General features: G+C 35.5%; 24 protein-coding genes, 1 pseudogene and 1 other annotated feature. Of the genes and pseudogenes, 10 read left to right on the plus strand and 15 right to left on the minus strand.

Annotated elements, in window-relative coordinates:
- Positions 1-254: 254 nt before the first annotated feature.
- The 3 genes from CQZ94_RS23355 (at position 255) to CQZ94_RS23365 (ending at position 4,095) form a co-directional block, all read left to right on the plus strand.
- The gene (locus CQZ94_RS23355; RefSeq protein WP_105587291.1) at positions 255-2,048 is read left to right on the plus strand and encodes a helix-turn-helix transcriptional regulator; all 1,794 of its coding nucleotides are present in this window, start codon (positions 255-257) and stop codon (positions 2,046-2,048) included.
- A 278-nt stretch (positions 2,049-2,326) separates the two neighbouring features.
- Positions 2,327-3,619: a histidine--tRNA ligase gene (locus tag CQZ94_RS23360; RefSeq protein WP_105587292.1), complete on the plus strand. Its 1,293-nt coding sequence runs from the start codon at positions 2,327-2,329 to the stop codon at positions 3,617-3,619.
- Positions 3,620-3,786: 167 nt separating this feature from the next.
- The gene (locus tag CQZ94_RS23365; RefSeq protein WP_105587293.1) at positions 3,787-4,095 is read left to right on the plus strand and encodes a hypothetical protein; all 309 of its coding nucleotides are present in this window, start codon (positions 3,787-3,789) and stop codon (positions 4,093-4,095) included.
- Positions 4,096-4,191: 96 nt separating this feature from the next.
- Here the strand turns inward: CQZ94_RS23365 and CQZ94_RS23370 are convergent, their stop codons facing one another.
- Positions 4,192-4,473 (minus strand): DUF1292 domain-containing protein, encoded by a 282-nt coding sequence (locus CQZ94_RS23370; protein WP_002013967.1) that lies wholly within the window; start codon positions 4,471-4,473, stop codon positions 4,192-4,194.
- 363 nt (positions 4,474-4,836) lie between these two features.
- Positions 4,837-5,889, minus strand: a complete 1,053-nt coding sequence (locus tag CQZ94_RS23375; RefSeq protein WP_105587294.1) for a pyruvate kinase — start codon at positions 5,887-5,889, stop codon at positions 4,837-4,839.
- Positions 5,890-6,172: 283 nt separating this feature from the next.
- Here CQZ94_RS23375 and CQZ94_RS23380 point away from each other — a divergent pair, with 283 nt between their 5' ends.
- On the plus strand, positions 6,173-7,846 hold the full coding sequence (locus CQZ94_RS23380) for an alkaline phosphatase (protein ID WP_105587295.1): 1,674 nt from the start codon (positions 6,173-6,175) through the stop codon (positions 7,844-7,846).
- Positions 7,847-8,041: 195 nt separating this feature from the next.
- Here the strand turns inward: CQZ94_RS23380 and CQZ94_RS23385 are convergent, their stop codons facing one another.
- The gene (locus CQZ94_RS23385; RefSeq protein WP_105587296.1) at positions 8,042-8,269 is read right to left on the minus strand and encodes a DUF3947 family protein; all 228 of its coding nucleotides are present in this window, start codon (positions 8,267-8,269) and stop codon (positions 8,042-8,044) included.
- Between the two features lie 244 nt (positions 8,270-8,513).
- Here CQZ94_RS23385 and CQZ94_RS31875 point away from each other — a divergent pair.
- Positions 8,514-8,570 (plus strand): annotated as a pseudogene (locus CQZ94_RS31875) (exosporium leader peptide-containing protein); the annotation flags it as partial.
- 17 nt (positions 8,571-8,587) lie between these two features.
- Here the strand turns inward: CQZ94_RS31875 and CQZ94_RS31880 are convergent.
- From CQZ94_RS31880 to CQZ94_RS23420, 7 genes are all read right to left on the minus strand, one after another.
- The gene (locus CQZ94_RS31880) at positions 8,588-8,845 is read right to left on the minus strand and encodes a hypothetical protein (protein WP_258166038.1); all 258 of its coding nucleotides are present in this window, start codon (positions 8,843-8,845) and stop codon (positions 8,588-8,590) included.
- A 45-nt stretch (positions 8,846-8,890) separates the two neighbouring features.
- Complete coding sequence (locus tag CQZ94_RS31885; RefSeq protein WP_242238086.1) at positions 8,891-9,106, minus strand: hypothetical protein; 216 nt, start codon at positions 9,104-9,106, stop codon at positions 8,891-8,893.
- Between the two features lie 183 nt (positions 9,107-9,289).
- Positions 9,290-10,000 (minus strand): hypothetical protein, encoded by a 711-nt coding sequence (locus CQZ94_RS23395; RefSeq protein ID WP_105587298.1) that lies wholly within the window; start codon positions 9,998-10,000, stop codon positions 9,290-9,292.
- Positions 10,001-10,338: 338 nt separating this feature from the next.
- Entirely contained in the window at positions 10,339-11,097 is a 759-nt protein-coding gene (locus CQZ94_RS23405; RefSeq protein WP_105587300.1) for an SDR family oxidoreductase, read from the minus strand.
- A gap of 56 nt (positions 11,098-11,153) precedes the next feature.
- Positions 11,154-12,818, minus strand: coding sequence for a putative ABC transporter permease subunit (locus CQZ94_RS23410; protein ID WP_105587301.1), 1,665 nt, complete (start codon positions 12,816-12,818; stop codon positions 11,154-11,156).
- Entirely contained in the window at positions 12,811-13,536 is a 726-nt protein-coding gene (locus tag CQZ94_RS23415) for an ABC transporter ATP-binding protein (protein ID WP_105587302.1), read from the minus strand. Before CQZ94_RS23415 ends, CQZ94_RS23410 begins: the two co-directional genes overlap by 8 nt.
- 101 nt (positions 13,537-13,637) lie before the next feature.
- Complete coding sequence (locus CQZ94_RS23420) at positions 13,638-13,832, minus strand: hypothetical protein (protein WP_105587303.1); 195 nt, start codon at positions 13,830-13,832, stop codon at positions 13,638-13,640.
- Between the two features lie 327 nt (positions 13,833-14,159).
- On the opposite strand from CQZ94_RS23420, the gene CQZ94_RS23425 reads away from it, so the two are divergent.
- Together CQZ94_RS23425 and CQZ94_RS23430 are read left to right on the plus strand one after the other, a co-directional pair.
- Positions 14,160-14,519, plus strand: a complete 360-nt coding sequence (locus tag CQZ94_RS23425) for a DUF3796 domain-containing protein (RefSeq protein ID WP_105587304.1) — start codon at positions 14,160-14,162, stop codon at positions 14,517-14,519.
- Positions 14,507-14,707 (plus strand): helix-turn-helix transcriptional regulator, encoded by a 201-nt coding sequence (locus CQZ94_RS23430; protein WP_105587305.1) that lies wholly within the window; start codon positions 14,507-14,509, stop codon positions 14,705-14,707. The genes CQZ94_RS23425 and CQZ94_RS23430 overlap by 13 nt, the downstream gene beginning before the upstream one ends.
- A 232-nt stretch (positions 14,708-14,939) precedes the next feature.
- Here CQZ94_RS23430 and CQZ94_RS23435 read toward each other — a convergent pair whose 3' ends face one another.
- From CQZ94_RS23435 to CQZ94_RS23450, 4 genes are all read right to left on the minus strand, one after another.
- Positions 14,940-15,902, minus strand: a complete 963-nt coding sequence (locus CQZ94_RS23435; protein ID WP_105587306.1) for a tubby C-terminal domain-like protein — start codon at positions 15,900-15,902, stop codon at positions 14,940-14,942.
- Between the two features lie 172 nt (positions 15,903-16,074).
- A complete protein-coding gene (locus tag CQZ94_RS23440; protein ID WP_105587307.1) occupies positions 16,075-16,785 on the minus strand; it encodes a YjjG family noncanonical pyrimidine nucleotidase in 711 nt (236 codons plus the stop codon).
- 86 nt (positions 16,786-16,871) lie between these two features.
- On the minus strand, positions 16,872-17,894 hold the full coding sequence (locus tag CQZ94_RS23445; RefSeq protein ID WP_105587308.1) for a tyrosine-protein phosphatase: 1,023 nt from the start codon (positions 17,892-17,894) through the stop codon (positions 16,872-16,874).
- 181 nt (positions 17,895-18,075) lie between these two features.
- Complete coding sequence (locus CQZ94_RS23450) at positions 18,076-18,798, minus strand: GNAT family N-acetyltransferase (RefSeq protein ID WP_105587309.1); 723 nt, start codon at positions 18,796-18,798, stop codon at positions 18,076-18,078.
- Positions 18,799-18,921: 123 nt separating this feature from the next.
- Between CQZ94_RS23450 and CQZ94_RS23455 the strand changes: the two genes are divergently transcribed.
- Together CQZ94_RS23455 and CQZ94_RS23460 are read left to right on the plus strand one after the other, a co-directional pair.
- Entirely contained in the window at positions 18,922-19,761 is an 840-nt protein-coding gene (locus CQZ94_RS23455; protein WP_105587310.1) for a DUF2785 domain-containing protein, read from the plus strand.
- A gap of 17 nt (positions 19,762-19,778) precedes the next feature.
- The gene (locus tag CQZ94_RS23460) at positions 19,779-20,237 is read left to right on the plus strand and encodes an NUDIX hydrolase (RefSeq protein WP_105587311.1); all 459 of its coding nucleotides are present in this window, start codon (positions 19,779-19,781) and stop codon (positions 20,235-20,237) included.
- Here CQZ94_RS23460 and CQZ94_RS23465 read toward each other — a convergent pair.
- Positions 20,234-21,232, minus strand: a complete 999-nt coding sequence (locus CQZ94_RS23465; RefSeq protein ID WP_105587312.1) for a tryptophan--tRNA ligase — start codon at positions 21,230-21,232, stop codon at positions 20,234-20,236. The two genes, CQZ94_RS23460 and CQZ94_RS23465, sit on opposite strands and share 4 nt — an antisense overlap.
- 30 nt (positions 21,233-21,262) lie before the next feature.
- Positions 21,263-21,456, minus strand: a binding site (T-box leader).
- A gap of 138 nt (positions 21,457-21,594) precedes the next feature.
- Between CQZ94_RS23465 and CQZ94_RS23470 the strand changes: the two genes are divergently transcribed.
- Positions 21,595-22,752, plus strand: coding sequence for a 1-deoxy-D-xylulose-5-phosphate reductoisomerase (locus CQZ94_RS23470; protein ID WP_105587313.1), 1,158 nt, complete (start codon positions 21,595-21,597; stop codon positions 22,750-22,752).
- Positions 22,753-22,760 lie beyond the last annotated feature (8 nt).

Raw genomic sequence — 22,760 nt, forward strand, 5'->3', positions numbered from 1 at the left:
TTATTTTGAATTTTTCTGTTGCTTCACACACTCACCTTAACTTCAATATTGTTAAATAACATAGTGACAAAATGCTTTAATTTACTCGTGACACTATGTGCAACTCTGTCACATAAAACATGTGACAAACTGTCAACTGCTTCATATGACATGCTTTGTTGTCTGTCTTTCTATTGACGATTTAAAAGATATGTTACATGATGAGTCTGAATCATTAGATAATTAATCTTAAAATATAAGTAGGTGCTTAATTTATGTTCTCATTCACAAAAAAATGGATTTGGTATGACTGGATATTTGTGCTCATACGAACAGTTTGGCTAATTGTTATCATCGGTACTAATTTTATGTTTCCATCATTCATTCATACGTCAAGTATAATCGTACTTGCTCTCGCTTTTGTCGTTTACCTTGTACCATTAATTATTCGATATAAGAAAACAGAATGGTACCCTGCATTCGATATTATCACCGCAGGTTGTTTTTATCTTTATTTAGCATCCGTAGCCCCAAATTTACTTTGGCCTTTCATTTTACTCGTAATCACTATTGGCCTATGTAGTAATCAAAATAATTATATATGGAGCGGTATTTTTTGTGGATTTGTATTCCCATTATTGAACGCCTTGATTGCCGGGCGGTCGCCATACGAAATGATTGTTAGTTGTAGTATCGGTTTTGCCATTGGCGTTTCTTTTAATATATTAATTCAGTATCATAAACAATCTCGAATTATTGAAGAGCAAAAACTACTATTAGAACAACATATTAAAAGGATTGAAGAGCTTACTCTAATAGAAGAGCGTAATCGATTGTCACATGAGCTACATGACACAATTGGTCATACACTTACTTCTCTCATCGCTGGCGTCACATCACTAAAATCATCAGTACCGAATTCACAGTTTGAAAGAATTGATTCACTTATCAGCATTGCTCAGCGTAGTCTAGATGACATTCGAAAGCATCTACACGAGCTATCTCATAATCCACTTAGTAATTCATTAAGTGAATCACTGCACCAATTAACAGAAGAATTTATAAAATCTACAGGTACAACCGTTACATTTCGTACGATTGGCAATGAAACTCTTGTGATGCAAAAAGTGAATTTTTGCCTATATCGTTGTCTTCAGGAGTCGTTAACAAACGCTGTTCGGCACGGTAAAGCGAGCACCATATCCGTTCAACTGCATTTCGACGGACAACAACTTCGATTGCAAATTGAAGATAACGGTATTGGAATGGAAGAAATTCAATTTGGCTTTGGCCTCAGTGGAATGAAAGAACGACTTGAACAAGTTCAGGGGGCATTATCTGTTCATTCTAGTACTGAGCAAGGAACATTCATCGTTTGTAATATTCCATTACAAACAGAGCTTGTACATAACATTATTCGCTTATTGGTCGTTGATGATCAGGAACTTATTACAAATAGTTTAGAGCAAATTTTAGAGCATCACACTGATTTTACTGTTGTTGGTAAAGCACACGATGGAGCTGAAGCTTTAAAACTATGTGAACAATTACAGCCTGACATTGTACTAATGGACATTCAAATGCCAGAAATGAATGGTATTGAAGCTTTACTAGAAATGAAGCGACGTTGGCCTAATATGAAGATTGTTCTTATGACAACGTTTGAAGATTCCTTACAAGCAGCAACTGCACTAGAGCATGGCGCTGAAGGATACATGTTGAAATCTATTCATCCACAGGAAATGAAAGAAGCTTTGAAACTTATTTATAACGGAGGAACTTGGATTGACCAATCGGTTGCTACGCGAGTTTTTGAGAAAATGAAACGTCAACGTGAGCAATTAGAAAAAATCGGATCGACTAAACAAACTTACCCGTACGGACTTACAAAACGCGAAATGGAAATTTTAGAGCATCTATCAAACGGGCTACGCTACAAATCAATTGCCGCTAAACTGCTTTTATCGGAGGGAACGATTCGTAATTACTGTTCAAATCTCTACTCAAAGCTTGGTGTCAACAACCGTGAAGAAGCCATTAAAATGGCACGAACGGAAAACATTCTGTAGGTACTGTAAAATTAATACGCTTCCTTCAAAACTGAAAATATTGATATTTCAAAAATCATTTGTTATACTTTGTAAAAAACTTATTAAGGAGAGATTTCATATGTGTACTTTCAATACTTCTTTCCAACTTCATCATCATACGTAACGCCGTGTATCCGAAGAAAATTTTTCTTCGTGGGTACAGGGCTTTTCCTGTTGACCCACGAAGCGTTCATAAAGCTATGTGGGTATTTTTATACCTGCATAGCTTTTTTTAATTTAAAAGAGGAGTGATTACAATGGAAATGAAAAATGTAAAAGGGACAAAAGACTATTTACCAGAGGAACAAGTGCTGCGAAATAAAATTAAAAGAGCATGTGAAGATACATTTGAACGATATGGATGTAAGCCTTTAGAAACACCAACGTTAAATATGTATGAACTTATGTCATACAAATACGGTGGTGGTGATGAAATTTTAAAAGAAATATATACACTTCAGGATCAAGGAAAACGCGAGCTTGCCTTACGTTACGATTTAACAATTCCATTCGCCAAAGTTGTCGCGATGAACCCAAATATCCGCCTTCCTTTTAAACGATATGAAATTGGAAAAGTATTTCGAGATGGTCCGATTAAACAAGGGAGATTTCGTGAATTCATTCAATGTGATGTTGATATAGTTGGTGTAGAGTCTGTCATGGCAGAAGCTGAGCTCATGAGCATGGCATTTGACCTATTCCGAACGTTAAACTTAGAAGTAACGATTCAATATAATAATCGAAAATTATTAAATGGTATTCTCGAGTCTATTAACATCCCTACTGAATTAACGAGTGACGTAATTTTATCATTGGATAAAATCGAAAAGATTGGGATTGATGGTGTACGAAAAGATGTATTGGAGCGTGGAATTTCTGTAGAAATGGCCGATACAATATGTAATACCGTTTTATCTTGCCTAAAACTTACTATTGCCGACTTTAAAGAAACTTTCAATAATACACTTGTTACCGATGGAGTAAACGAATTGCAACAATTACAGCAATACTTACTCGCTCTCGGAATAAATGAAAATACGATATTCAATCCGTTTTTAGCAAGAGGACTCACAATGTATACAGGCACTGTGTATGAAATCTTTTTACAAGATGGCAGTATCACATCAAGCATAGGTAGTGGTGGTCGTTATGATAATATAATCGGAGCGTTCCGTGGTGATAATATGAGCTATCCAACTGTAGGGATTTCATTCGGTTTAGATGTTATTTATACAGCTCTATCACAGAAAGAAACAACATCATCTACAGCGGATCTTTTTATCATCCCACTTGGGACAGAATTACAATGCTTACAAATTGCAAAGCAATTACGTAACACTACTTCATTAAAAGTTGAACTCGAACTAGCAGGACGCAAATTAAAGCGTGCCCTTAATTATGCAAATAAAGAGAATATCCCATACGTACTTATAATTGGTGAAGAAGAAATTACTACTGAAACCGTTGTGCTGCGCAATATGAAAGAAGGTACTGAATTGAAGATTCCCCTTTCTTCCTTGGAAAATAACACATTTAATAACTATATATAATAAGTGCCACCCTCATTTGGGTGGTTTTTTTAGTGAATAAGTAAAAAAACCAATTAGTTTACATAATAATATTATTACGATACCTGGATGTGAATCACAAAAACATATCCATTCACCCACTATATTTGGTAATATATTCATACAAACATATTTAGGAGGACTTAACTTTGAGGGCAGTCGTAAAAACATTGAAGTGTACTACAGGTATCTCTCATCTTTTATTAATTCCTTATTATTTACTTCAAGGAATAGTTGACTTATACGGGATACCGTTTCTTATAGTAATTACTTTACATATCATCACTATTGTATTAGCTAAAAAGGCAGGCATGAAAACATATGCGAATTATATAGGAATACTCACTACTCTAGTTGCTTTCTTTCCCTATATACAAATCGCTATACATATTATAGCGTCGATTTTCCTTCTATTAGATGCGGCTTCCACAAACACAAAAGAAGTTTATGATTCATAGCGGATTGAAAAACAGAAATTAGAGAAAGATTTTTCAACCATATACAAAAAAGAGGGCAGATATGCATCTCCCTCTTTTTTCTAACTATTTTTATTATTATTCTTGTTCTTGCTCGTCCATAATCTTCTCAAACGCCGCAGATACTTTTTCAAATTCCTCGTCATTCTCTATGTATGAGAATTCATTATCTTCTTCTACTTTTAAAAAGAAGATATCAATGTCTTCCTCTGTTTCTGTTTGAATGTCTTCTACAAAGGCAACCGCAATGTATTCTGCTCCTTCGACATCCATCGCTCCAAGCACTTCAACTTCCTGTTCTTCATTATTCTCATCGGTAAGACTAAAAATTTCGCCTACTTCAATTGCTTCCATATTCATTCTCCTCCTATCATACTCTAAAAAATAAAACGTTCAAACCATACACTTACTAACATATCTTTCCATAAAAAAGTTGAATTCATACAGAAAGAACAACAAATTCTTGCTGGTTCAGCAAAAGTATTCAACTATAAGGATAACATCTATGAATAGGAATGAATATATTTTAAATTAGATAATTGGATTAGCTAATTTAAAATCCTCCTTTAGCTTTTCGAAAGACCTCCATGTTCCATAATGATTCTTTCATATAGGCAGCTGGCATGTCACCTTTCAATCTGTAAGTAAATACTAAAATGGCACCTCATACCCTGATTCGTTTCCGTATGTTTTTAGGATGAGAGATACATCCTTCTATATAAACTAAAGAGACTTATGTAGTAATTCCAATACATCTTTCATCGCAAAAGGACCGTCTTTTTTTACATGCTCCGCGAATTCAGAAACGAGACGTAATGTTTTCACACTTTCGATTGGATGATCCCCTGACGCACTTTCAGCAGAAAGCATAACAGCATTCGTTCCGTCCAATACAGCCTGAAATACATCAGTTACCTCAGCTCTTGTAGGAATAGAGTGATCTACCATAGATTGAAGCATTTGTGTCGCTGTAATTACATATGTATTCGTTCGATTGCACTCACGAATCATCATTTTTTGTAACAGTGGAATAAATTGATACGGCAATTCCACACCTAAATCTCCCCTTGCGATCATAATGCCATCCGCTTCTTGGCATATGTCTTGAAAATTCTCGATTGCTTCCATCGTTTCTATTTTTGCAATTAAACTCGGGGAAATTTCTTTATGCTCATGTATAAAATCCCGTATTTCCTTTATATGACTAGGTTTTCGCACAAAGGAACACGCAATAAAATCAACATTCTCTTCTAAAAGAAACTGAATATCTTTTTTATCTTTCTCTGTAATAGCTGGTAAACTAACAATTGCACCTGGTAAGTTTACCCCTTTATGAGAGGCAATATTACCACCTGTTTTTATCCTCGTTTCTATTTTTTCCGCACTTACCTTTTCAACAATTAACTCAACTTCTCCATCATTAATAAGAATTCTACTTCCAACTTTCACGTCATTCGCAATCCCTACATAATCAACACTTGCTTCTTCTTTATTCCCTTCAACTGGATTGGTATGTAAAATAAATAACTCCCCTGCTCCAAGTGTAATTTGTTCCTCTTTCATTTCACCCAATCTTATTTTAGGACCTTGTACATCCCCTAGAATTCTAATAGAATCGTCTAACGATTTTACTAAACGAATGATATCTTTATGACTTTCATGGGTGCCATGTGATAAATTTAACCGAACAATTTTCATACCATTGTCTATTAACTGGGCTAATGTTTCTTTATTATTACTTGCTGGTCCAATTGTACAAACTCGATCGATTGTCATTCTTCCCACCATCCTTTTTTTAATGTTTCCCATAAAATAAAGAGAAGATTCTTTTTATAGGAAAGACCGTACTACTTAAGGATACAAAAAGGTGTTATGTGATGAGAAGATTTTTCTGAAGAAGTAGCTTGAATTTTAACTTTTTGTGCCCAACATTTTGACTTAATAGTTATTATTAGTTTCGTGACAATGGGGTACTACTAACAAAAAGTAAAAAATCAAAACTATGTGTACATACGAATGCTAGATTGGGATGTCGAAAACAATCTATGGAGGGACAACAATGACTAATCTTCGTAAAAAAATAATGGGACTAACATTAGCGGGAACGGTAGCACTAGGTTCATTAGCAGCAGGAAACATGCTGAACGATAACGAGGTAAAAGCTGAGGTAAAAAAAGCTGAGAAACAACCAAAAAACGTAATTATCATGGTTATGGATGGGACAAGTTCTTCCGTCATAACATTGGCCCGATGGTATAAAGGCACACCTCTTGCACTCGATCAAATTGTATCAGGGGGTGTTCGTACGTATTCGGCAGAATCAGCTATTACGGATTCCGCACCGGCAGCCACAGCTTTAGCGACAGGCAATAAATCAAATTCAGGCTACGTGGGCGTATTACCTTCTATTGTGAATTCACCTGGCTTAGAACCAGTCAAAGAAGAATGCAAGTTTCGTCCAGTTGCCAACGTCTTAGAAGGTGCAAAACGTTCAGGCCGTGCAACAGGAATTATTGCTACATCAGAAATTCAGCATGCTACTCCGGCTAGTTTCTCTGCCCACCATGCTAACCGCAAAAATTTTGAAGTAATTGGTGAACAGCAAGTTTATCAAAATATAGAAGTTGTATTAGGCGGTGGAAAGGCAGCACTCCAGCCTATGACAAGCAATGGAATCCGTAAAGACAACGAAGATTTAGTAAAAGTGATTCAAGACAAAGGGTACGACTTTGTCGAAACAAAGGATGCATTATTAAACTCCAAATCAAATAAAATCTGGGGTTCTTTCTCCAGCTCTGCACTTGCGTTCGATATAGATCGTGAAGCAAACCATCCTGCACAGCCAACTCTTTCCCAGATGACGAGCAAAGCAATTCAAACATTATCAAAAGATAAAGATGGTTTCTTCTTATTCGTAGAAGGCAGTAAGGCAGATTGGGCAGCACACGCAAATGACCCAATCGGGATGATTAGCGATGTATTGGCATTTGATGATGCGGTTACCGAAGCGTTAGAGTTTGCGAAGAAAGATGGTAATACTATGGTCATCGCTTTAACCGATCATGGAAATAGCGGTATTTCCATTGGTAACAGCAATACCACAAAAGGATATGATACCACACCAGTATCAGCTTACATTGCTCCACTGAAAAAGGCGAAAGTGACACTTGAAGGTGCTACAAATAAGCTTAAAGACGATTTATCTAATATGAAAGAAGTAGCTGCTCTATACGGTTTAGACAACTTAACTGATGATGAAAGAGAAAAATTAAAAACTGCACATAAGAAAGCTGATGCAGGTCCGATCCTTACTACATTATTGGCCAACCGTGCGAACCTCGGTTTTACAACTGGTGGTCATACGGGTGAAGATGTATTCTTATACTCTTACGGTCCTCAAAAGCCATACGGTTTAGTCCAAAATACAGACATTGCGAAGACAATGGCCAAAGCAATGAGCTTTCAATTAGGAGAAATAACTAAGAAGTTATTTTTAGATGCTGAAACAGCCTTTAAACAAATTGGTGCAATTGTAACGATTGACAAAAAAGATATAGCAAAACCTGTACTTGTAGCAAAACGCAATAATACAGAGGCAAAATTGTCTGTTAATAAAAACATTATCTGTATCGATGGAAAAGATTATGAATTAGGAAGCATCGTTGTAGAAAGCAACGGGAAATTCTATGTACCTGAAAAAGCAATTCAACTGTTCTTAAGACACTCTCACTAAATTAAAAAAGAATTAAAAGATTAAAAAGATTGCCTATTAGGATACAGGCAATCTTTTTTCTTTTTTTAAATATGAAATTTATGTTTTTGCAGCCTATCTCCATCAAAGAGCTATTTCTGTTTTGTCATTTTCCGCTATAAAACATATACAGTTTCATATGGTAACGATCAAAAATAAATGCCATCCTTGTGTAATCTACATCGGGTAATATGATTGTAATGGATAATACGACTGTGGTGGGTAATACGACTGTAATGAATAAAACGATTGTGATGGGTAATAACTTTGTTGCATTTGTTGTGCTTGTAATGCTTGTTGCTGTGCTTGTATAGCCTGATGAACAGCTTGAATAGTACTTTGCGCAGGCCCCTGCCCTCCTAAAGGACGCATTTGCGTTTCAGTGTAAAAATAATTACAAAGCATTCTTTATTCACCTCACCTCTATAAATATTTTTGTATTCCATCTTTCATACTATGAATATTGAATTAAAGTGGATAATTCATGAAACTTTTTACCTTGTAATTGCTAAATCTCTTTCTATTCAAATAGCTTTTTATTCAAATAACTATTTAGTTAAATTTAATAAATATACTCGCTTGTCCATTTCACTTTGTTCTACTTTTGCATTTACTATTAGTAATACGAACTTTTCAGAGGTGAAATATAATGGACGAGTTTTTATCTTCTGCTGCGCTAAACCCGGGTTTAATTGGGCCTACCCTTCCACCTGTTCAGCCCTTTCAATTTCCTACAGGTCCTACCGGGAACACTGGTGCTACTGGTAACACCGGGCCTACCGGCAATACTGGACCTACTGGACCTACCGGCAATACTGGGCCTACCGGCAATACTGGGCCTACCGGCGCTACTGGTAACACCGGGCCTACCGGCAATACTGGACCTACTGGCAACACCGGGCCTACCGGTAATACTGGACCTACTGGATTTAGTCTTCCTGCTGGACCTGCATCTATTACCTTAACTTCTAACGCAACCACAGCGTGTGTATCCACCCAAGGAAATAATACTTTATTTTTTTCGGGTCAAGTATTAGTAAACGGTAGTCCTGCTGCAGGGGTAGTAGTCAGCTTTTCATTTAGTAACCCTTCTCTTGCTTTCATGGTTCCTCTTGCTACCATCACCAATGCTTCAGGTAACTTTACCGCTGTATTTCTATCCGCAAATGGACCTGGAACAGTAATCGTTACTGCTTCACTTCTTGATTCTCCTGGAACAATGGCTAGCGTCACTATTACCATCGTGAATTGTCCGTAATGGTTTTATTTTTATCATTGGGATGTTCCTTTCAAATGAAGTCTTTATTTCTTAACACCCACCGAAAATGAACAGTAACTAAAAAGATTTAGATAGAATATGGTGAACCCCATATTCTATCTAAACAAACTAAGAAGGCCTACTCACACGAGTAGGCTTGTTTGAAACTATGAAAGCTTCGTTAATAACTGATTTAAATCTTTTTTCGTTTTCGTCGTTAATGACTTCATTTTATTAACATCTATCTTTTCTTTCTCCGCTCTTATAATTAATGGATACAAACTTTGTTCAATTGTTTTGTATTCAGTTGGATGTGATGCTTCTATATCTTTTTCAATTACATCCCACTTCTCATTAATTTGTTTTCCAAGTTTATTAACTGTTTCTAATTTAGGATTTGCAGCTAATTGCTTATCTAGGCTTTCAATTAATGTAACGACTTCTTTTACACTTGCTTTCACAGCGACGTTTTTCTTCGGATCTTTCGTTGTCTTTCCGTTATTGTTTGTACTTGTATTTTGATCTGTTGTTTTCCCGCTAGTTGATTGATCATTCGTTTTTCCTGTCGTTTCTTTTTCTGGCGTTTTTCCATTCTGATTTTGAGTTGACGTTTTGCTGTTACTTTCTGTTCCTGATGATTCCTTTGTATTTTTTGCATCCTTATCTGTTTTTTCATTCGAAGAAGTATTTGTGTCTTTTTCACTATCTTTCGTTGTTTTTGACGCTTCATCTGCACTTGTTGTTTTTGCTTCCCCTTCATTTTGTGCCGTTACTTGCTCCTTCTTTTCTGTCTCTTTATCTACCGAAGGACTACAAGCTGCCATAGTAAGCAATGTACCAATTGTTATCGATGCGATAGCGACCTTTTTCATTTTCATATAAATCCCCCTATGTTTACTTAATTTATCCTCCCCTTTACGATTCTATTTCTCCTTAAAAAATCCCTTTTCATACGAATTACCATCTTTCCGACAGTAATCTTCATAATAATACGTACAAAAATCGATAAACTTATTTTAATATTCGAGTTTCTTCTACTTCATTTTTCTTCTCTGTAGTAAAAGAAAAAGAGTATATTGTCATATCAAGAATTGCTATCTTCATATGACGATATACTCTCCTATCAAATTTTTATCTTTCTTGACATTTTATTTATACAAAAAAATAAAATTATCCCTAATTTTTTTGTTTCTCAATACTTGTTAACATAATATTTTTATGAATAACCACCATTCGAATGAATTACTTGCCCAGTAACCCACTTCGCTTCTTCACTTACTAAAAAAGCAATTAAGCGTGCAGCATCCACCGGTTCTCCAACTCTTCCTTGCGGGAATTTCCATACTAAATGATGCTGTAATTCCTCAGTAATCCATCCTGTATTCGTTGGTCCTGGATCCACAGCATTAACTGTAATCCCCTTCTCCATAGCAACTGGTGCTACTGACTTTGTAAATGCCTCTATTGCTCCTTTCGTTGCTGCGTATGCAAGTTCATCCGGCATTGGCCCCAATGACTGCCCTGAAGTTAGATTTATAATACTTCCACTCGTTTTGAGTGAATAATGTTTTATAAATAAAGAACTTAATAGCATAGTAGCACGCACATTAACCGTATAATGTTTATCTAGCTGTTCTACATCTAACTCTTCAATTTTCGTATGAGTAGAATAAGCGGCATTATTAATAAGAATAGATGGCTCGCCTAAACGTTCTGATACCATATACAATACACGATTAGGCGAATAAGACTGCGATAAGTTGATTTCTGCCATTTCACATCGAACGCCGTAACTCTCAATCTCCTTTTTCAACAAAAAGGGCTCTTGATCATTCATTCCCCATGGCATCGCTTTATCATACCGAGGCCAGTACGTGAAAAAAATGTCTATCCCATTTTGAGCAAGCACCTTGCATACAGCTGCACCAATTCCATTCAGACGAGTTGCCCCTGTTACAATTGCTATTTTCCTCACCTTTTCTCCTCCATCTATGGATAAATCCCCTGCACGAATACAGAGGATCTACCTTTTTAATTAATATTTGACAATATACGCTCAGCGCCTAATTTTAAAATTTTAATAAAGATATAATTTACAATCGTAAACATTACAAATAAAACGATAAACATAATCCAAAGTCCTACTTGAAGGAAGAAGTATAATACACTTACACCCGCTACAATAACTAAAGCTATTAAAATATTAGCTAAAAAATTCCACAAAGTTGTATATCGACTTTTAAATAATTTCTGTTCTGTATCCCAATGAATATCTGCAGTTTGTGCATCCCAGCGTGTACCGATTAAATTAATTAACAATAAACCGTTCGCACTTAGTAAGAACCAAAGTATCATGAAGACTGGCGAAATACCTGCTACAACTGCCATTGTAATACCGAATACTCCTAAAATGACTACATTAATTAACCAGGCCGTTATCACTTTCGCAAAAAAGATATCCGAAGCTTTTACTGGTAAATAACGATTCACAAACCATGAACTTCCATCTCGAGAAAATGACGTCGTTGCAATAACGTTACTCCCCATTAAAAATAAGGATGCACAAAGGCCAACACCAATTGCGAAACCTGCTGATTCTGGATTATCAATATATCCCGTAATCCATTTTAAATTTCCATCTTGTACAAATAAAACAAAGAACAGCATAATTGGCATAACGAAAGTTTGCACAATACAATTTAAGAAAAATTGTGGCGTGCGGAATAACGTTTTAAATTCTTTTTTCACATACGCTTTTAAATGTGAACTTTGTACTGTTGATTTCTGTAAGCCTTCTGCTGAAATTACCTCTTTCTTTGCTGTACTCGTTGAAAGTCCAATAACTCCTTTCAAATATGTACGCTCTGCAATATAGTAAAACAGCCCGAAAAACGCGATAGAAATAAGAATGTATATTAGTACGTATAATATTCCCTTCCACGATGCATTTTCTACTAATCCCATTGCACCAAAATATGTAGTCGGAAAATAATTTGTCATTTGTATGAAAAGGGAGGATTGATTATTTACAAGATAATTCGCAACTGAATCTCCAGCTCCAGATACTGCACTTTTATTTCTCCATTGCATAAATACATTGATTCCGACGATAAATAGTATACTTACGATTCCAATAAATATACTTCCTCGATCTTTATTTTTCGCTATATTCGTATACCTCATAATAATTGTCATAATTAACGAAGCTAGCACTAACGGAACGATAGGGAAGAATATGTAAATGACAACCATATAAATGTAATATGTAATGAAAGCACCACTCTTTAAACCGTAAGTAATAAAGATAGGCCATAAAATAAACGAGCTCATTACGTATTGTGTAATTAACACTGTAAAGAACTTTGCCGAAATAATTTGCGCTGGTTTTAACGGTAACGGTAGTAACATTTCAACATCATTACTATAGTAAAACACTGTTAAAATATTCATAATACTCATCAAAAATACCCATATACTAGCAATAGCTAATCCCATTGCAATAATAATCCCTGGATCCTGTCCTAGATGTATCATTCCTTCATACATTCCGTGGGTCATCGAACCGAATATTAAAAAACCTACAAATAATATTGCTGCAAATGAAAATAAATAAGCCCATCGTTTCTTTTTATCTGTTATGAAATCTGCATAATTTAATTTCAATAATACCTTCGTTAACGTCCAAATTTTACTCATTGCCCGTCATCTCCAAGAACATTTTTTCAAGTGATTCATTGGATTTAAAATGATCTCTCATTTCATTTAAATTCCCTTTAAACTGCAAATTGCCCTTATTAATAATAGCGACGCGGTCACATATTTTTTCCGCCACTTCTAATACGTGTGTAGAGAAAAATACAATCTTCCCTTTATCTGCATGTTCTCTCATCATTTCTTTTAAAATATATGCAGATTTCGGATCAAGCCCTGTTAATGGTTCATCTAAAATCCACACATCCGGCTCATGTACAAGCACACCGATAATAACAATCTTTTGTCTCATACCGTGTGAATAACTTTGAATTTGATCAGATAAAGCATTATAAAGATCAAACTTCTTCGCTAATGACTCTATTCGTTCTTGTCTTACTTCCTTCGGTACTTCATACATATCAGCCATAAAGTTTAAATATTCAATTCCTTTTAATCGCAAAAACATATCCGGGCTATCTGGAACATAGCCAAACGTTTTCTTCGCTTCCATCGGATCTTTCATAATATCTTTACCATTGATTGTAATGGTTCCTTTGTCCACTCCATGAATACCAGTAATCATCTTAATTGTCGTTGATTTACCCGCACCATTCGGTCCTAAAAACCCAAAGATTTCTCCGCTCGGTACAGATAAACTTAAATCTTTTACTGCGTAGTTAGATCCATTATAACTTTTTGACACATTCAAAATTTCGATCATTACATCCAATCCTTTCCTTAATTACCAATTAACTATATTAACATTATAGCATACTTATATTTTTAGATTTTTATAATTTTTCAATTTTTTCCTTATACATTTTATCCTTTAAAATATATATAAGCCCCTAGTCCAACTATTAAAACAACAGCTAATATAATATAAATCATCGTAAGCCTTCCAATATTTCCTTTCGTTGATTTACTATAATTTTCATCGCCATTTCGCCCAATTAATATCGTTCCAATTACAGTGATTACTACAAGTAATAATACAATCAATATCCAAGTTATCATTCTTTTTCCCCTCCTTACATCCATTTTACGATATTTTCCTTTTTATTTTACAGAATATTTAACCTTTTTTACTATTATTATGAAACAAACTACAAAACTATTATTACCATTAATTTCTACATGTGATATATTTATAACATATAGTGATTTATCCCGCATTAACGCGCAGTAAGACTCCCACCTCAAAATTTGGCTGTAAAGCAACGAGGTTAGGTGGGAGATCCACTGCCCGTAAATGCCCGATTGGTGTGGGCTAATAATCAGTGGGGGATGCCCCCCACTGATTAAAGCTTCACTTTATTTCTAACACCGAAAGGAGCATCAATCATGAAGACGATTTGGATAAAATATTTAGGATTTCTCGGTTTCTTTGGTTTTCTCGGATTTTTTTATGAAAAAGGATTGTTTACTATGTTCTGTTTTTTCTCCTTTTTCACGACATATAGAAAAGTTCGTCATGATGAGCTATTTGAACAAATTGTCAATAAATCGTGCCGAAATGCATTCATTGTTGCACTATTAACTACCACTATCATTATGTTTATTGAAATGCTATTTCCAAATCCTGTTTTACAAGAAATTGATATCGCTATTATTTTCAGCACACTCATTCTTACATTCGGATTCTCTATTTTCTTTTACGATAAACCAGTTGATGAAATGGAAGATGCACCATGGCGTTCCTAACAAAAATAAAAGAATATCGCGCCAAATTGAATTTGACACAAGAAGATTTAGCGAAGAGCGTTGGTGTACGTCGTGAAACGATTAGCCATCTCGAAAAAGGAAAATATAATCCTTCATTGCAGCTTGCTCACGATATAGCGAAGGCACTGCATAGTACGATTGATGAGATATTTATTTTTGAGGATTAATTAAGGACACAAAATCGCCAGAATTACATAAAAATACCGGCACCCTTCCCATGAAGAATACCGGTATTTCTCATTTATCCCGCTATTTGCTGGCAGTAAGACTCCCACCTCAAAATTCAGCTGGAGCGAAGAAGTTAGGTTGAAGCCCTGCTTGCCCGTAAACGCCCGATTGGTGTGGGCTAATAATCAGTGGGGGATGAACAAAACCCCCACTGATTAAAGTTTCACTTTATCACCCATACAAAACAGCATGAAATACGCCTAACAGTAAGTATTGATCCTCTATATAATCCTCATCATACACATTCATCTCGATGCAATACATATCTTCCTCAAGACGAATATTCCAATCTGCGATTACATAGCCCTTTCGTAATAACTTTCCAAGCCCAAGTGAAGTTTTGTGAACAACATATTCTTCTCTCTTATATGTAAAGGTAAATAAGAAATTTGCATCTAATAACTTTCCGTCACATACAATTATTTCATGCTCTGCATCATTATTATCGATGTACGTTACTAAAATCCTTCTTTGACGCTGCCTACTTATATCCTTTGCAATGACGCGAATATTGTCCTTACTATCCTTTATTTCATAAATGATATTGCTACCAACTTTTGGAATGAAGTCTAGTACTTTCATCAACGTATTTTTATAATAGCCCCGTACTACGCCTACTTGTTTACTTCCATTGTAAACCTCTATTGGCTTCATGTCCGCTTTACTATCACACAGTCGTTTGTAAGAAAGCTGCATCATTCGCTCTCCTCTTAAGTACTGATCAAACGTCACAGGATATTCTATCGCGCACAGTTCCTTGTTTAGCTCATATAAATAGCGTTGAACGCTCTCTACTAATGTTGTAGTAGAGATACGCTCCTGAAGTTCAAATTGTTGCCAACTGGAAGAAATCCTCCACTGATCGTCCTCTTCATAAAAGAAGCCAAGAATTATCTCATCACGTTCAATCGTTTCATAATTCATATGTACGTTCTGCCCGTGTTGCACTTGTTCCATCCACTGTCCTAAATAAATGCCGAGCTCTGCGACCTTCATGCATGACTTCTGAAAAAGTACTCTGTCACCCACACAAATTGTTAAATCCCCTTCAATAAAGCCCTTAGTATAAGCAACATACCGTGGCTCATCCTTCTGCGGAATAGCCTTGTCTAACTCAAATAAAAACGTTAACATCTTTCACTCACCTCTAGTTGTTACACAGTTCATACCTATAAATTGACCGCAACTCAAATTATATCAACGATTTTTCCAATATATCTACCGTAACTCAAAATATATCAACGATTTTTTCGATATATCGACGATTCGACAAAGAATATCAACTTATCGACAAATATCAACATAATTAAAATGAGGCTACCTTTTCTTCCGCCACTTCCACAATTTCTAAAATTTGCAGCAGACTCTCCACTTCATAAGTCGGCTTAACACTTGTCGTATTCTCTTTTACATTCGGATTATACCAACACGTATCAATACCGTAATCTTCTCCGCCTTTCATATCAGAAGTTAGCGAATCTCCAACCATTAATACACTTGATTTATCCGTAATCCCAAGCTTTTCAAATGCATAATCAAAAATCTCACGTGCCGGTTTTTGATGGCCAACTTCTTCTGAAATAATAATATGATCAAAGAAGTTACATAAAGGCGAATTTCCAATTCTAGATTGTTGTACTTTTGTATATCCGTTCGTAATAATACCTAACTTGCAATCTTGAAGATTCTCACATAATTGCACTGCACCTTCTATAAGATGTACTTCTTTTCCTAAGTTTTCAAGGTATACATCACTAAATTGCTGCGCGTCTACTTCTATATTATGAAGAGCAAATAATTGTCTAAATCGATCTACCGCTAATTCACTTAGCGTAATCATTTTATTCTCTAAATCTCTCCATAATCCATTACTAATCTCTTTATAACTTGCAAGATAATCATTATACCCTGTAGGCATGCCAAACTGTACAAACGCGTTATGTAATGCGTTTCTTTCCGTTTCAGGGAAATCTAATAATGTATCATCTACGTCGAATAATATTACTTTGTATTTCATGATGTTCTCCTCAATTCCTATATTCTCATAGCTTAATTATAGCAACAATAATAAAAGGAGGCTAATCCAATCAGCCTCCCTCCTCATTATTTATCTTCTAACAATAATACTTTCATTTCCTCTAACGATTCTTTCGTAAAGCCAAGAGCCTTTTCAGCATACGCTTCAACTGAACCATATTGCTTTTTAACTTCATCAATCGCAGCTTGTAAATACCCAGCACGCGCTTCAAACATTGCACCTAATATCGCTCTACTTTCATCGTTTTGTAATTTCGCACCTAAAAATGCCATCATTTTTTCGTTTAACTTCTCACGGAAACCGTTACTTAATAAATAGTCTTCCATTACTGTTTTTTCCGGCACACCTAATAGAAGTAATAATAGTGCTGAACCAAATCCAGTACGATCTTTTCCAGCTGTACAGTGGTTTACTAATGGTAAGTTTTCCGGGTTTTGCGCGAGTTTTAAGAAGCTCACGAATGCTTCATTACCACTTACGAAATCTTGATTCATTTTCACAAGGTACTCACCTGGTTTCCCTAACATAGAAAGGTCACCAACTTGGAAAAATTCATTTATATTTAAGTCCTTCGCCAAGTCTTGCATAACTGGTAAGCACACTTGACGAGCACCTGTAATCTCTGGGTTCGGCTTATGTTTCACTTCAAAGTCTGTACGGTAATCACAAATTAACTTTAAGCCAGACTTTTTTAAATACTCGATATCCCACTCCGTTAGTCCTGCTAATTCTTCAGAACGGTACAACTTGCCCCATTTTACTTTACGGCCTTCAGTCGTTTCATAACCTCCCATATCACGGAAGTTAAACGCTCCTTGTAATGGTAATCTACGCTCAGCTACTGTCACTACTTGTCCATTACTTGCTACTAGTCTAAAATATGGACGCTCATTTTCACTTAGATTTTCAATTGTATATGATGATTCTCCATTTACCGTTGCAAGTAATTCTCCATTTTCCTCAATATGATCTGGTGAAGTACTCCAATAAATGCGAACTTCTTCTATATTATTTTCCCACTTTATATGTAACTTATTATCTTCATTTCGTTCTACAGTTGCTTGTAGCCAATTTCTTTGCTGCTCCATTCTTTCACCAACGCTTTCTTCGTATAGTCTAATCCTTCTCTATTGTATTATAGGAAAGTATACTTTGTCGTTTCGTTTTTTCTTTTTATCTTACAAACATGCAAAAATTCCCTTTACTTGTTCAAAATTTGTACACGGATTTCCCGCTAAATGAGTTCCAGAGTATACATCATTCATCCTCCTAAAACTTCCTCACATATCGCTCGGCAGAACTCAGCAGCTGACATCCGTTCTTTTCAAAAATATCCTTCATCCACTCATTTTGTACATTCGTCTCGCCAATATAATAAGATGCGCCTATTTCCTTTAAGACAAACATCGCCCCTATAAATAATGCTTCTTCATACCCCTTATTTCGCATATTTGGAGCGACTGCGAAATACATAAGTTTCCCTTCTTCTAACGTACCTCTTTCAATATATGGGATGACAATTCCTATCGGCTCTTCATTTGCAACAGCTGTTAAACAATGTTCTTTCCATTGTCCACCAATTTCTTGTTCCATCAAATTTACAAATTGATCATAATCGATTTGTTCTCCCATCACTTCATTCCACAGTGAATAAAAAGCGTCTTCGCCTATCTCTTCAATAAGTTTAAAATCAATTTCACTTTCTATATCATCGACTTCATGTATATCTTTAAACACAATAATGTTCTCAGCAATAAATTCAAATGAATACGTTACGAAGTATTTCTTATACACATCATAATTTGGGCTTTTTGAAGAGATTTCAAAATGTAGTTTTTCTAATCCATCTTTTTCAGCCTCAGCAACGCAATATTGCATCATCTCTTCTAATTGCTCTTCTGTAAAAACCTCTGCATTATTTTCTTTTATCATTATAGAAGAAGCACTTCTTCTTATTTTAAAATGTTTTTCTAACTGTTCTATAGTCGTCATATTCTTCCCTCATCTATGTCATACTCGAATTTCTAATGGTTCTCCTTGCATGAGCAGGATTGTCCTTGAATATATAGAATACTAGAAAAGATCGCATCTTTAAAGTGCGGGGGAGGTTCTCCATTGGATATTACAGCGCTGCAACAACAGTTAGAGCTTATACAACAAAATGACTATACGCAACTGCAACATATAGATATAAATGAGTTAACAACGAATATGCTTCGAAATATCGGAACGACTGATAGTTACGTTCGTTACCAACTTATATATAAATGTTTTACGCATTTTATTCATCATGAATTCCTTATGGACGATCAACTGAAATTACTTCTACAAACTTGTTTAAGTGATGAGTATTTATATTGTAACATTTACTCCCCACATACAGATGGAGTTTTCACACGTTCTTACACTGTTTCTTTAATTGCGTTAATACTCCAATTCGCCAACTCGCACTACTTTTTTACAGAGGAGGATATCGAGGAAATAAAAAATAAAATCATTACATATACAAACTTAGAAATGGATTTTCGAGGCTATATTGAAAATAAAGGTTGGGCTCATTGTATCGCCCACGTATCTGATGCCGTTACTGAAATTGTTCACAATTCCTATACGACCTTTGAGTGGTATGAAGAATTAATTCACTGTTTATTAAATAAAATTTTTATTCCATCTGATCTTTTTCATAATAATGAAGATGAACGCATTGTTACTCCGTTACTATCAATGCTGTATCATGATTTCTCGCAAGATGAGTTAATTTCAATTATTCAAAAAAAAATAAAAAGGCTTCCTCAAATTAGAAAACGCCTTTCGCTTAATGAGTATTGTATTTTATGTGCCAACATTAAAACCTTTTTACGCACATTATTCTTTAGAACAAAAGATGATCATAACCTAGCCTTTACAGCACATAAAACAGAAAGAATATTAAAAGAACTTCCTAACTATTATTAAAAATAAGGAGAACAAATATGGGCTATATTGAAGACGTAAGAAATCTAGTAGGAAATCACCCACTCATTTTAATTGGATCACACGCCATTATATTAAATGAGAAAAATGAAATATTACTGCAGCTCCGTACAGATTTTAACCGCTGGGGTATTATTGGCGGCGCCTTAGAATATAGCGAGACGTTAGAAAACGCTTTAAAGCGCGAAGTATTTGAAGAAACTGGACTTATCATTAGAAATCCAGAACTATTCCGTACATACTCAGGACCCGATTTCTTTCAAATCTATCCAAACGGCGATCAAGTACATGGTGTACTTGTTATTTATATTTGCCGTGAATTTCAAGGTGAGCTTATATGTGATCAAACTGAATCAAGAGAATTACGCTTCTTTCCGCTTGATGAGTTGCCTAGCAATCTTCCTCCTGTTATTGAGAGGATTATTGCAGATTTCCAACAAAAACAAGGGAACGCTTAACGTTCCCTCTCAAATCCAATCCGTTTTTTTATTTCCGCTAAATTCACCCTCGCAATAGCTCGTGCCTTCTCAGCACCTTTTTCTAACGCCTCATATAATAAATGAGGCTCATTCATATACTTAACGTATTTTCCGCGAGAGTCCGCTAACTCACGGTCTACAACGCGGAATAACTCTTTTTTCACATCACCCCAACCAATTCCGGTCTCATACTTTTCACGCATCGACTGAATTTCATCTTCTGTCGCAAATTCTTTATAAATCATAAATAACGTTTCAAGTTCTTTCGGTTCATTCGGAAGTGACGAATCTGTTTTTATTTTAAATATTAACTTTCGGAGTTTTTCTCGCTCTGCAAAAAGCGGGATAACATTCCCGTAACTTTTACTCATCTTTCTTCCATCAAGACCAGGTAAAATCGCTCCTTCTTCTTGTATCACATACTTTGGAAGCGTAAATGTCATGCCAAATGTATGATTAAAATACGTCGCAATATCACGAGCAATTTCAATATGCTGGATTTGATCCTTTCCGACAGGTACATGAGTTGCTTGAAATAATAAAATATCCGCCGCCATTAAAATCGGATACGTATATAATCCCATATTCACTCCAGCATCTATCTCTAATCCCGCTTCTTTATTTTGTTCTACCTTCGCCTTATACGCATGAGCACGATTCATAAGTCCTTTCGGAGTTAGGCAAGCTAATATCCACGCTAATTCTAAAATCTCCGGCACTTCTGTTTGTCGATAGAAAATAACATCTTCTCCAAGTCCGAGTGATAACCAAGTAGCAGCTACCTCTTTCGTATAACTACTAAACTTCTTTGGATCATGCACAGCATTTAATGCATGATAGTCAGCTATAAAATACAATGCTTTTCCTTCATTATTCTTTGACATTTGTAATGCAGGTTTAATCGCTCCAATATAATTTCCTAAATGCGGATATCCTGTCGGCTTAATTCCTGTTAACATAATTTTTTCACTCATCCTAACTCCTCCTTTCTCAAAATAAAAAACAAAAAGAGCCCCTCATCCTTAATTAGCTATATTATAGCTCACTTCAACTTCTTAACGTGAAGTAACCGTCTTCGCCTACTCATTTCAGCTAGAAGCTCCAGAGCCCATTCCATATTCATCCCTTACTGATTCCCACCACATATCAGCTCTCTGAAAAGTTTTGAATATGTACTCTTCTCTTTCATTGCTTTTTAGTTATTTTTTACATTTTATCACATTCGCATTTCAAATAAACATATATTTTCCATTTTACATAGCAGGAATTTCCACTTTAATTGTCTAATACTATATAGGTTTGCAGAAATAATCGAAACAGCTTTGGAGGTTTTTTTATGGTAAAATACATATCAATTTTAGGCTCTACAGGTTCAATTGGTACATCTGCATTAGATGTAGTTTCAGCTCATCCAGAACATTTTCAAATTGTCGGTTTAACCGCAAATTATAATATTGACCTGCTCGAAAAACAAATCGAAACGTTTCAGCCTCGTATTGTAAGCGTTGCGACAAAAGAATTAGCGGACACACTTCGTACGCGCATTTCTACAAATACGAAAATTACATATGGAACTGATGGGTTAATTGAAGTAGCTACTCATACTGATACAAATCTTGTATTAAGTTCAGTTGTCGGTGTTTCAGGATTACTCCCAACAATTGAAGCATTAAAAGCGAAGAAAGATATTGCCATTGCTAATAAAGAAACATTAGTTGCGGCTGGACACATCGTAACCGAATTAGCGACACAAAACGAGTGCCGATTAATTCCAGTTGATAGCGAACATTCAGCTATCTTCCAATGTTTAAACGGAGAAAATAATAAAGAAATTGAAAAATTAATTGTTACAGCTTCTGGCGGCGCTTTTCGTGATAAAACACGTGAAGAAATGAACACATTACAAGCAAAAGATGCTTTAAAACACCCAAACTGGTTAATGGGCGCAAGACTAACGATTGACTCTGCTACATTAATGAATAAAGGCTTTGAAGTGATGGAAGCTAGATGGCTATTTGATATTCCTTACGACAAAATTGATGTCATGATTCATAAAGAAAGCATTATTCATTCCTTAGTAGAGTTTATTGACGGATCAGTCATGGCACAACTCGGTGCTCCTGATATGAGAATGCCGATTCAATATGCGTTCCACTACCCTACTCGATTACCTTCTGCCTATGAAAAATTAAACTTATTAGAAATCGGTAGTTTACATTTTGAAAAACCAGATTTAGAGAAGTTCCCATGTCTACAATACGCATATGAATGTGGCAAAATTGGCGGTACAACTCCAGCTGTATTAAATGCAGCGAACGAAATTGCAAATGCACTATTTCTTAAAAATGAAATTGCATTTTTCGATATCGAAAAGACGATTTACAAAACCGTTGAGGCTCATCATAACGTAAAAAACCCTTCTTTAGACGCTATATTAGAAGCTGATCAGTGGGCACACCAATATGCAAATCAATTGTTAATGAAAAAGAGCTAAAACAGAAT

It is taken from the genome of Bacillus sp. MYb209 (assembly GCF_002975175.1).
GTDB lineage: Bacteria > Bacillota > Bacilli > Bacillales > Bacillaceae_G > Bacillus_A.

Bases quoted from the DNA above. Each gene is read 5' to 3' on its own strand.
- CQZ94_RS23355 (WP_105587291.1), top strand. From the start codon at position 255: ATGTTCTCATTCACAAAAAAATGGATTTGGTATGACTGGATATTTGTG.
- CQZ94_RS23360 (WP_105587292.1), top strand. From the start codon at position 2,327: ATGGAAATGAAAAATGTAAAAGGGACAAAAGACTATTTACCAGAGGAA.
- CQZ94_RS23370 (WP_002013967.1), bottom strand. From the start codon at position 4,473: ATGAATATGGAAGCAATTGAAGTAGGCGAAATTTTTAGTCTTACCGAT.
- CQZ94_RS23375 (WP_105587294.1), bottom strand. From the start codon at position 5,889: ATGACAATCGATCGAGTTTGTACAATTGGACCAGCAAGTAATAATAAA.
- CQZ94_RS23380 (WP_105587295.1), top strand. From the start codon at position 6,173: ATGACTAATCTTCGTAAAAAAATAATGGGACTAACATTAGCGGGAACG.
- CQZ94_RS23385 (WP_105587296.1), bottom strand. From the start codon at position 8,269: ATGCTTTGTAATTATTTTTACACTGAAACGCAAATGCGTCCTTTAGGA.
- CQZ94_RS31885 (WP_242238086.1), bottom strand. From the start codon at position 9,106: ATGGTAATAGTGACGCTAGCCATTGTTCCAGGAGAATCAAGAAGTGAA.
- CQZ94_RS23395 (WP_105587298.1), bottom strand. From the start codon at position 10,000: ATGAAAATGAAAAAGGTCGCTATCGCATCGATAACAATTGGTACATTG.
- CQZ94_RS23410 (WP_105587301.1), bottom strand. From the start codon at position 12,818: ATGAGTAAAATTTGGACGTTAACGAAGGTATTATTGAAATTAAATTAT.
- CQZ94_RS23415 (WP_105587302.1), bottom strand. From the start codon at position 13,536: ATGATCGAAATTTTGAATGTGTCAAAAAGTTATAATGGATCTAACTAC.
- CQZ94_RS23420 (WP_105587303.1), bottom strand. From the start codon at position 13,832: ATGATAACTTGGATATTGATTGTATTATTACTTGTAGTAATCACTGTA.
- CQZ94_RS23425 (WP_105587304.1), top strand. From the start codon at position 14,160: ATGAAGACGATTTGGATAAAATATTTAGGATTTCTCGGTTTCTTTGGT.
- CQZ94_RS23430 (WP_105587305.1), top strand. From the start codon at position 14,507: ATGGCGTTCCTAACAAAAATAAAAGAATATCGCGCCAAATTGAATTTG.
- CQZ94_RS23435 (WP_105587306.1), bottom strand. From the start codon at position 15,902: ATGTTAACGTTTTTATTTGAGTTAGACAAGGCTATTCCGCAGAAGGAT.
- CQZ94_RS23440 (WP_105587307.1), bottom strand. From the start codon at position 16,785: ATGAAATACAAAGTAATATTATTCGACGTAGATGATACATTATTAGAT.
- CQZ94_RS23445 (WP_105587308.1), bottom strand. From the start codon at position 17,894: ATGGAGCAGCAAAGAAATTGGCTACAAGCAACTGTAGAACGAAATGAA.
- CQZ94_RS23450 (WP_105587309.1), bottom strand. From the start codon at position 18,798: ATGACGACTATAGAACAGTTAGAAAAACATTTTAAAATAAGAAGAAGT.
- CQZ94_RS23460 (WP_105587311.1), top strand. From the start codon at position 19,779: ATGGGCTATATTGAAGACGTAAGAAATCTAGTAGGAAATCACCCACTC.
- CQZ94_RS23465 (WP_105587312.1), bottom strand. From the start codon at position 21,232: ATGAGTGAAAAAATTATGTTAACAGGAATTAAGCCGACAGGATATCCG.
- CQZ94_RS23470 (WP_105587313.1), top strand. From the start codon at position 21,595: ATGGTAAAATACATATCAATTTTAGGCTCTACAGGTTCAATTGGTACA.